Annotated in this window: 8 protein-coding genes and 1 pseudogene; 4 read left to right on the top strand and 5 right to left on the bottom strand. The window is 36.0% G+C overall.

Features of this window, described 5'->3' with window-relative positions:
* A complete protein-coding gene (locus JN080_RS30095; RefSeq protein WP_375141799.1) occupies positions 1-111 on the bottom strand; it encodes a Spo0E family sporulation regulatory protein-aspartic acid phosphatase in 111 nt (36 codons plus the stop codon).
* 512 nt (positions 112-623) lie between these two features.
* Between JN080_RS30095 and JN080_RS27835 the strand changes: the two genes are divergently transcribed.
* Complete coding sequence (locus JN080_RS27835; protein WP_256239198.1) at positions 624-1,406, top strand: C39 family peptidase; 783 nt, start codon at positions 624-626, stop codon at positions 1,404-1,406.
* A gap of 723 nt (positions 1,407-2,129) precedes the next feature.
* Positions 2,130-2,291: a YgaP family membrane protein gene (locus tag JN080_RS30090; protein ID WP_375141797.1), complete on the top strand. Its 162-nt coding sequence runs from the start codon at positions 2,130-2,132 to the stop codon at positions 2,289-2,291.
* A gap of 86 nt (positions 2,292-2,377) precedes the next feature.
* Here JN080_RS30090 and JN080_RS27830 read toward each other — a convergent pair.
* Positions 2,378-2,802 (bottom strand): annotated as a pseudogene (locus JN080_RS27830) (transposase); the annotation flags it as partial.
* Positions 2,803-3,035: 233 nt separating this feature from the next.
* Here JN080_RS27830 and JN080_RS27825 point away from each other — a divergent pair.
* Entirely contained in the window at positions 3,036-3,938 is a 903-nt protein-coding gene (locus JN080_RS27825; RefSeq protein ID WP_256239197.1) for an IS1595 family transposase, read from the top strand.
* 103 nt (positions 3,939-4,041) lie between these two features.
* On the opposite strand, the gene JN080_RS27820 is transcribed toward JN080_RS27825, so the two are convergent.
* The 3 genes from JN080_RS27820 to JN080_RS27810 all read right to left on the bottom strand — a co-directional run bounded on the left by JN080_RS27820 (position 4,042) and on the right by JN080_RS27810 (position 7,354).
* On the bottom strand, positions 4,042-5,706 hold the full coding sequence (locus JN080_RS27820; RefSeq protein WP_256239196.1) for a multicopper oxidase family protein: 1,665 nt from the start codon (positions 5,704-5,706) through the stop codon (positions 4,042-4,044).
* A 427-nt stretch (positions 5,707-6,133) separates the two neighbouring features.
* Positions 6,134-6,934 carry a homing endonuclease associated repeat-containing protein gene (locus JN080_RS27815; protein ID WP_256239195.1) on the bottom strand — a complete coding sequence of 267 codons (801 nt, stop codon included), beginning with the start codon at positions 6,932-6,934 and terminating at the stop codon, positions 6,134-6,136.
* A 288-nt stretch (positions 6,935-7,222) separates the two neighbouring features.
* On the bottom strand, positions 7,223-7,354 hold the full coding sequence (locus JN080_RS27810) for an anti-repressor SinI family protein (RefSeq protein ID WP_256239194.1): 132 nt from the start codon (positions 7,352-7,354) through the stop codon (positions 7,223-7,225).
* A gap of 632 nt (positions 7,355-7,986) precedes the next feature.
* On the opposite strand from JN080_RS27810, the gene JN080_RS27805 reads away from it, so the two are divergent.
* Positions 7,987-8,181: a Fur-regulated basic protein FbpA gene (locus tag JN080_RS27805; RefSeq protein WP_256239193.1), complete on the top strand. Its 195-nt coding sequence runs from the start codon at positions 7,987-7,989 to the stop codon at positions 8,179-8,181.
* Positions 8,182-8,347: the final 166 nt, after the last annotated feature.

The raw sequence follows: 8,347 nt of genomic DNA, 5'->3' as shown, positions 1-8,347 counted from the left end.
TTATTTAGTAACTTGTTTACTTGTTATCTTTTGGTATTGAAAAATAAAATAATCAAGTTCCTGACTTGCTTTGATTGTTCGATCATTAATTAAGCCGTATGATAACCCAATTTATAATTAAATCTTTTCTTAAATAATCAATATAGGCTAAAAGCTTCAATATAGGCTAAAAGCTCATTTGGATTTAGTACTAAAGATAAAGACCTTTTCATAAAAATACCTCATTTACAAAATAGACACAAAAAGTATTTTACCAAGTTATAGGAAAATATGGAATATATATTTTGTGAAAAAAGTTTGAATTTTAGTTCACATTCCGAAGATATTATGCAGTAGCTTATTCAAGAATCGGGCGCTTTTCTGTAACAAGGAACAGCGCTATTTCCATTATAGGGCCAGATTAGTGAAACAGAGAAAATCCTTTTGTCTTTAATACCACATTTAACTATTATTTTTTGACGTAGTCAATCCTATTTATGGTAAATGGATTTTTGTTGTTTTCTGATTGTGTTGTTTCCTGTACAAATTCAGATAATTACCAAGAATTGCAAGAATTTTGGTAATAAACAACGATCTAAAAAGGAATATTAGGATCAGTGTATTAAATGAGGAGGTTGAATGATATCAAATGGGCTCTAACATTGTATGTTATATTCTCTATTCTAGTGGGCTGCTCGGCGAAACAATCCCCTTCTGAAAAACAAGGTTCTAATGCTGTCCACAAACATGAAAAAGTACCAAAAATTGTAAACGAAAAGTTCCAAAAAGAAACTTCGGAATCACTGCAGCCTTCAGCCCCTTCTGCGAAAAAAAAAGCCATATTAGACGTACCACTAATATCGCAAAATCCTGAGCTGAAGTATGGTTGCGAAGTGACAAGCTTAGCGATGGTTTTGCAGCATGCTGGGATTCAAGTTAATAAAATAGAACTGGCTAACAATATAAAAAAAGATAACGATCCGCTGATTATTGGAAAAGGAGGAGATGTCATACATTGGGGAAATCCTAAAGATGGGTTTGTCGGGGATATGACAGGAAAAAATAAGGGCTATGCCGTTTACGTTCAACCGCTCCAAGAGTTGATGGAACGCTATCTTCCGGGTCGTACAGTAAATTTAACGGGGAAATCCTTTGATGATGTACTGTCTCAAATTAAAATAGGAAAGCCTGTGGTTGTTTGGACAACAGGAGATTACAATGTTCCTAAGAGATGGGAGTCCTGGAACCATGGTAGTGAACAAATTAATGCAACTAGAGATTTGCATGCTGTTGTACTCACAGGTTTTGAGCCTGGGTACGTTTATGTCAATGATCCTTTAACTGTAAAAAAAGGGAATAAGGTAAATCGGCAAACATTTATTCAATCATGGAATGCATTAGGTAAGCAGGCTTTATCCTACCGCTGACGTAAAAAGATAAAAATTGATTAAACAAATTATGTAAATAACTCTAAATAATTTTTTGTGGGTGGATAAATGTTTCTTCTTCACGAAAGGGTGCAAGAGTTGATGAAAGGGATTATTTAACTGCGGTTATCAAGACTAAAGGTGAAAATTCCTTGATTTTAAAAGGCTCCGACAAATTTGATATGTATAATATGTGCCCTTGACTTTGAACTTTGCAGGGTCGTGCTTCTCTTGGATATGGAGCAGGATACCATTGCTCCAACACCTATCAAGGTTACACGACCCTTCTTTAAAGTAAAGGGACCGCTAACGCTCACATATTATACATAGTGGACATAATTGATTTGTTCCGTTTAATGTGTTTAAGATGTTGAATTTTTAACCAAAAAGGCGTACATTTTGAACATAATGTACGCCGATTTTTATGGTCTGGTTAAGCAGCAAGAATTGTGCTCTTTCTTTAGGTTAAGGGCCAGATTGTGGAACAACATTTTTAAAGGTAATTGGATATTTATGTTATTTATGTTAAAGCCATAGAATAGATGGTGAATGATTGTACTTAAATTGTCAAATTCAAATTTCAAAATATTTTTGGGTATTCCTTTTATCAATAGAGTACAAAATAAACATGGAGTAAAGAACATCTTAAATCATATAACCATCTTTAAAATATTTTTTAGGAGGGATTAGATGAAATGTAATGTTGGAAAAACCGAGTAAGCAATAAGAATTGGGATTGGTTTTGTTATTATCCTAGTTGGACTTTATTTCAGAAGCTGGTGGGGAATAATTGGATTAGCGCCCATCATTACTGGTGCTACCCGCTATTGTCCAACGAATGCTATCCTGGGAATTCAGAATTGCAAAGTTGAAAATAAACACTGAAGCATAGTTGTATCACTTCATTGAATAAACGATCTCCTGGAAGCCAAATGCTGTGTGCGACCAAGTGTAGGCTAAAGTCAGACGAAGTCGTAGCTTTCGTATCGATAAGAGTGTTCTCTTAAGCAAGTTGGCGCAAAATTCTCATCGAATCCGAGTATTTCTCCTTCATTGCGCTTATGATAGGCAATGATTCCATAAGCTTTCATGCTCAGTAACTGCTGATAGATCGGTAGAAAATCAAAACCGGCATCCATACGACCGTAACGAATGGTCAGCGGAGAGAGCTTTTCCTGAATCCCTTTTAGGAGAGGAATAGTTGCTTTTCCATCGTTCAAACTAGATGAAGACATCATGGATTGTAAGATAAACAGACTGTTTGTTCCAACTGCTAAATGTGCCTTGAAACCGAACCAAAAGGTATTCTTACCTTCACTATTTTTTTAATGCCCCAATTAGGCTCCAACGGAGCCTCTGTTCGGAAGGTCTCTAGGCTAATTTCTTCTATTTTTTTTCATAGATAGACATAAATTAAACTCATTCTATGTAATTATACTTGTTATTAAAAATTTAAATCTAACTTTTTTATACAATATATATCTAAAGAACCAAATGGTTAATTAGCCTGCAAATTATCGTCAATTGTAATTAAAATAATGATAATCCCCTTTACTCAGAATGATGTATATCAAGAACGAATGTTTGCCATAATGGATAAAACAAACGATTCTTGAAGGGGAGTTTAAAATGGCCAAATACCAACAAATGAGTTTGATTTCTTTCCAAAAACAGTTTTCAACCCAAGAGGCTTGTCATGACTATCTATTTTCATTGAAGTGGTCGAATGGCTATTGTTGTGAGAAGTGCGGTCATGATGCTTATTTTGAGACGAAGACACGTAAACATAGACTTTATGAATGCAAAAAGTGCCGTTACCAAGCCACTGTTACCGTTGGAACCGTGATGGAAAAAACAAGAACGGACTTAACTAATGCTATTTATTTAATTGCACACGATAAACGCGGTGTATCCGCGACAAGGCTTTCTGAAGAACTTGAAGTGACGTATAAAACCGCTTGGCTCATGCTTCATAAAATCCGTCAAGCTATGAGAAAACGTGATGCAGAATACACATTAGCTGGCATTGTAGAGCTAGATGATGCTTTCTTTGGAGCGCCTTCCGAAGGCGGAAAACGCGGGCGCGGCACAGAGAAAACCAAGGTTTTAGTGGGTTTATCCTTGAACAAAAAAGGACATCCGCTTTATCTGAAAATGGAGGTCGTCCCAAACATCAAAAGCGAAACCTTGATTGATTTTGCAGAGAAAAGAATCCAGACTGGTTCAACAATTAGTAGCGATGCTTATCATTCCTATCGATCCCTTGAAGGAGCTGGTTTTAAGCACGAGTATCAAGTCTACAATGCCAAAGAAAGTCCAGATCATTTACATTGGCTGCATACCGTTCTTTCGAATGCAAAGGCATTTATTGGTGGAACGTACCACGGGCTTGATTCAAAGCATCTTCAAGCCTATTTAGACGAATTTTGTTATCGATTTAATCGAAGAAAATTCAAAGGTGAATGGTTCAGCCGTTTAGGGACACTCTGTGCATCTACAAAGACGATTACCTATTCTGAGCTAGTGGGATAATCATTATTAAAATTAATAAGCTGACACCAAAAGGAAGTAAAGGCGTCAGCTTTTGTCCTTAGATTGAAACTGAAATAGTCATGTTTCAAAAGCAGTGTTTTGTTCAATCGTCGTCATGTCGATGATGTTTATCGCCGTCAAAGCATTGAGAGAATGAATCATCAGGACATTCTCCAGGAAACGGTTCACACGGGTTAAAGTTCTGATTATCCAGAACTTCGTATGGCCTCATCATATCATGATCTTCGTGTTCAAGGATGTGACAGTGCCACGGGTAAATTCCTGTAAATGGCCCAAAACGTGCAATGATACGGGTAACCTCCCCATGACTGGCACGAACAGTATCTTTCCAACCCCTCTCACTCGGATCGGGTGGTTGTGGCGGGCCGACTATATGTTTAGGACCATTTGGACCACCAGTAAACTCAGCACGATTCAAAATTTGAAAATTAACAAGGTGCAAGTGAATAGGGTGAGTGTCCAGTGTAGTATTGTAAAGCTCCCAAATCTCTATGGTTCCGTTATATGGGGTTTCTTTAAGGTGCGGTTGATCCCACTTAAGGTTATTTAATAATAGTTTTGGCCGCCCGAAATCATCGGTAGCTTCAACTAAGGTGTTTTTTCGTACGATTACAGCATCTCTAGGGTCAAGTTGCTCCAAGCAACTTAGCTTTGCTGGAATTTTACTTTTGTCAGGTTTGGAGAGTTTTTGTTTGATACGAAATTGCATGATCTGCTTGAGGTCATCGGAAGGCTTTTGACCGTTTGGAAATGGAGTCTCTGCGTTATTCGTTAAGATGATACTTTGACCTTTATGGTTAGAAAAATCGACAATGACATCGACACGTTCAGCCGGTGCAAGGATGATTTTGGATACTGTGATCGGTTTTTTCAAAAGTCCTCCATCTGTGCCAATTTGGACAAAATCCTGGCCAGAATTCAGCTGTATACGGTAAAAACGAGCATTGGAGCCATTAAGGATGCGGAACCTGTATTTCCGTGGCTCAACCTCAAGGTAGGGCCATACTTTTCCATTGACTAAGATTGTGTTGCCAAAAAACTCCGGGACAACTGATGGATTTGGTAATGTTGGATCTACTGGTGGAGGCGGCTGTGGTGCTGAAGGTGGCTCATGGCCTGGCTGGGTTGGATAGAACAGTTCACCATTAGGATAGAGCGAACGATCTTGGATGACCAGCGGAATTTCAAATTTTCCACTGGGAAGGTTCAATTCTTCTTCTTCTTCATCTCTGAGGAGATAAAAGCCTGCAAGCCCTGCATAAACGTTCAAACGAGTGATTCCAAGGGCGTGATCATGATACCATAGCGTTGCAGGGCGTTGACAGTTTGGATAATAGTAGACTTCATGGACGAATTTCGGCCCAACATTTTCAAAATCTCGCGTAAACCATGCCTCTGGATATCCGTCATTTTCCGGACTAACCCGACCTTCATGCAAATGTACAACCGTCCTTACAGAAGGTTTATCTGGTTCTGCACCATGAACGGTTCGATCCAAGGGCAGCAGGTGTTCAAAGGGCAATTTATTTTTCCACTTGACTAAAATAGGGTGATTTCTTCGTACTTCGAATGTCGGGCCAGGATACATACTGTTGTAACCCCAAACGGTAGTTAGCGGCAAATCGCGATGTAACTTTTGCTTGACTTGCTTCATAGTTACCTCATAGAATGGGATCCCATCACGCTTACCTTTTGCTTTTAAGACAGGAGGAATCGGTAATGCATCTACAAATTTCTTTAAAGACAAATAACTGCCTCCTTTTTAAAAAACGGAATATAAATTTCTTACTTATAATATGGGTTTGTTTTTTTAGAGTATGGGCAGCAGGCAGGTTAAGAAGAACAAGAGTGGAATTAATATATACAAAAGTTAATGTAACTAGTTCAAATTAAAACCTCATATAGATTCGTTTCGGTGAACCGTACCACAAGTAAAGTATAGTAACCAAATTATGCAGTACCTTATTGTTCAACAAACGGGCGCATTACTTGAACAGCCGGGCTGCCATAGCCGGCTGTTTGTTTCTTCAACAATATGGCAGTTTAACAATAACCTTTCAAAAAAATAAAAAAGGCGATTCCTTATCGTACAGGAAATCGGCTAATGAACTTAAAATATCTAATTTATGTGTCTTTTTAACGTTCGTTATGGACTACAAGAATTGGAAACCAAATTATATGGGATGGTTAGTTGTTTCTTGCAAGCATTTACATACTTCCATTTGGACTGCCTTCCAAGAACCGAAATATCTAATATAAGTTTGATAGGTTGGAATTTTTCTTATTGAAGCATAGCCACGCCATTTTGTTGAATCTGATAACAAATCTTGATGGTCACAAGCAATTACAACTAGTTGCTTTTTTGTATACTTATTAGGTCTTTCGACAGTAGGTTGAATTCCGACTGCTTTTAATGCCTCTTTCCAAGAACCAAAATATTTCGAATATGTCGCACTGCTAGGAAGATTATTTATTCTGGCATACTCGTCCCATACTTTTCTTAAACGAAAATAGTCTAAATGTTTACGAGCAATTTGTTTCAAAGTTTCGTAAGAGTATTGTTTAGAAGGTGACTGGGTAGATGCAGGAATGTCTTTTTTTACATCTAGTAAACCTGCTATAGACAAAGCATGGTTCCATGAACCAAAGCGTGCTACTATGGTTTCATACGAAGGTAGATGGTGATCTTTAGCATAGGCGTGCCAATAAGATTGTTTAATAGCTATACTGTGATTCCTTTGTAAAATATCAATCAATTGCTTGGTTGAGTATACAACATTCTTTTTTGTGTTTGTATATATCAGTAAATTTAATTGTGTTTTCACTGTATTCCACGAGCCGAAATATCTTTTATAACAAGTTACATTAGGTAATTGCTTTTCTTTTGCATATTGGTTCCATTTTTCAGCGGAGGTGAAATGGTCGATATGTTTCTTTGCTATGTCTAACAATTGTTGATTAGTATATTTTCTCATTTTCCTTCCCTTCCAAAGAAAAAGCCAGTACTAATGTTAAAACTATGATATCTTATACATTATAATAAAGCGGGATAAGAGAAAAAACGAACGGTATATTCTTGCTATTTTTTTTATCAAACTTTTACAGGCGGGCATTTTTGTTCAAAGATAGTCATTTTTCAAGTTCATAAAACTTAAAAATTAATTTATGAACTTCTCTTTATTTATGGGAATAATAATTTTTTTATGCACTATTGAATGCATTCCTCACAAATCTAAGATTGTTAGACATAAAATTGTTCAGATCTAATTGTTATCCCTTTTCTCTTTTTCTTTTTTTAAAAATATCTTAAAGTCTTCTTTAGTAATATTTGATTGCATTGCTTCTTTTATTAACTCAACCCATTCTTTAGGAAGATCAGACTTGTTTTTTTTCATATTTCCTCCCCGTTTAAAACCGATTTATCGTAAATTAGGGACTGCATTTAAGATCGAAACTACCCTCAACATAATTTTCGAAACATAATGGTTGTTTATGTAGTTTAAAAGAAAAATGAAAAATAAATGAAAAATACGTAATAGGAAATTAATGCAGGTCAAAGTTTGTGAATTTATGCACTTACAAACGGGTGCTTTCCTTCAATAAAAATCAGCAGTAATCTTCAGCAATCGGGCGCGATTGTATAACAAGACAAATCAAAAAAGCTGATTCCTTAAAAAATTTAGGGAATCGGCTTTTTTAGGTTGAAAATCTGCTTAGCGTACAAAGTTTCCACAAAAATGTTGCCGGTGCCTCTTCTAAACGTCTTTTTCGATGATAAAAAAACGACAAAACAAATGAAAAGTAACAAAAAAGAAAAAAACCAATATTTTCGTAGTGTTCAAAACTTACAACTTTTAGACAATGTTAAATAGTTATTAATCATTAACCAAACTATAAAGAATATTAACGAATTGTTCCTATTTCTTTAACTAAATTGTAAACAGGCTATGATAAAGTAAGTCCTGTATCTCCTAGCAAACAGGAGTGCTGGCTTCTACCATGTATCTTTAAAATGAGGTGTCTGAAAATGAAAAATTTACTTCAATCTGCTGTTCAGTTAAAAAAACAAAAATTAATAAATAAACTAATCAAATCGGGGATTTATAAAAAAGGCAACAAGCATCTTTACGAATTAACTTTGAGTGATCTTGAAAATGAGTATAAATATATTGAAAAAAAGTCTGGTGATAGGAATAAAAAATGGAGTCTAAATCCACTTTAATCAAAGAATTTAGCATAACGATAAAGCGTCTGTAATACATGCAGACGCTTCTTTGCATTTTCATTATCGTTATAACTTATAAGTTATGACACTTTGACCTTTACAAATTTTTGGCTGTTTCAAAAGGTACACCTTTCGGGATGTTTATATGCCCCCTATAAAATCA

Origin of the sequence: Bacillus sp. EB600, assembly GCF_024494385.1 — a bacterium.
Lineage (GTDB): Bacteria > Bacillota > Bacilli > Bacillales > Cytobacillaceae > JAEVLT01.
This window is presented reverse-complemented; position numbering and strand designations above follow the sequence as displayed.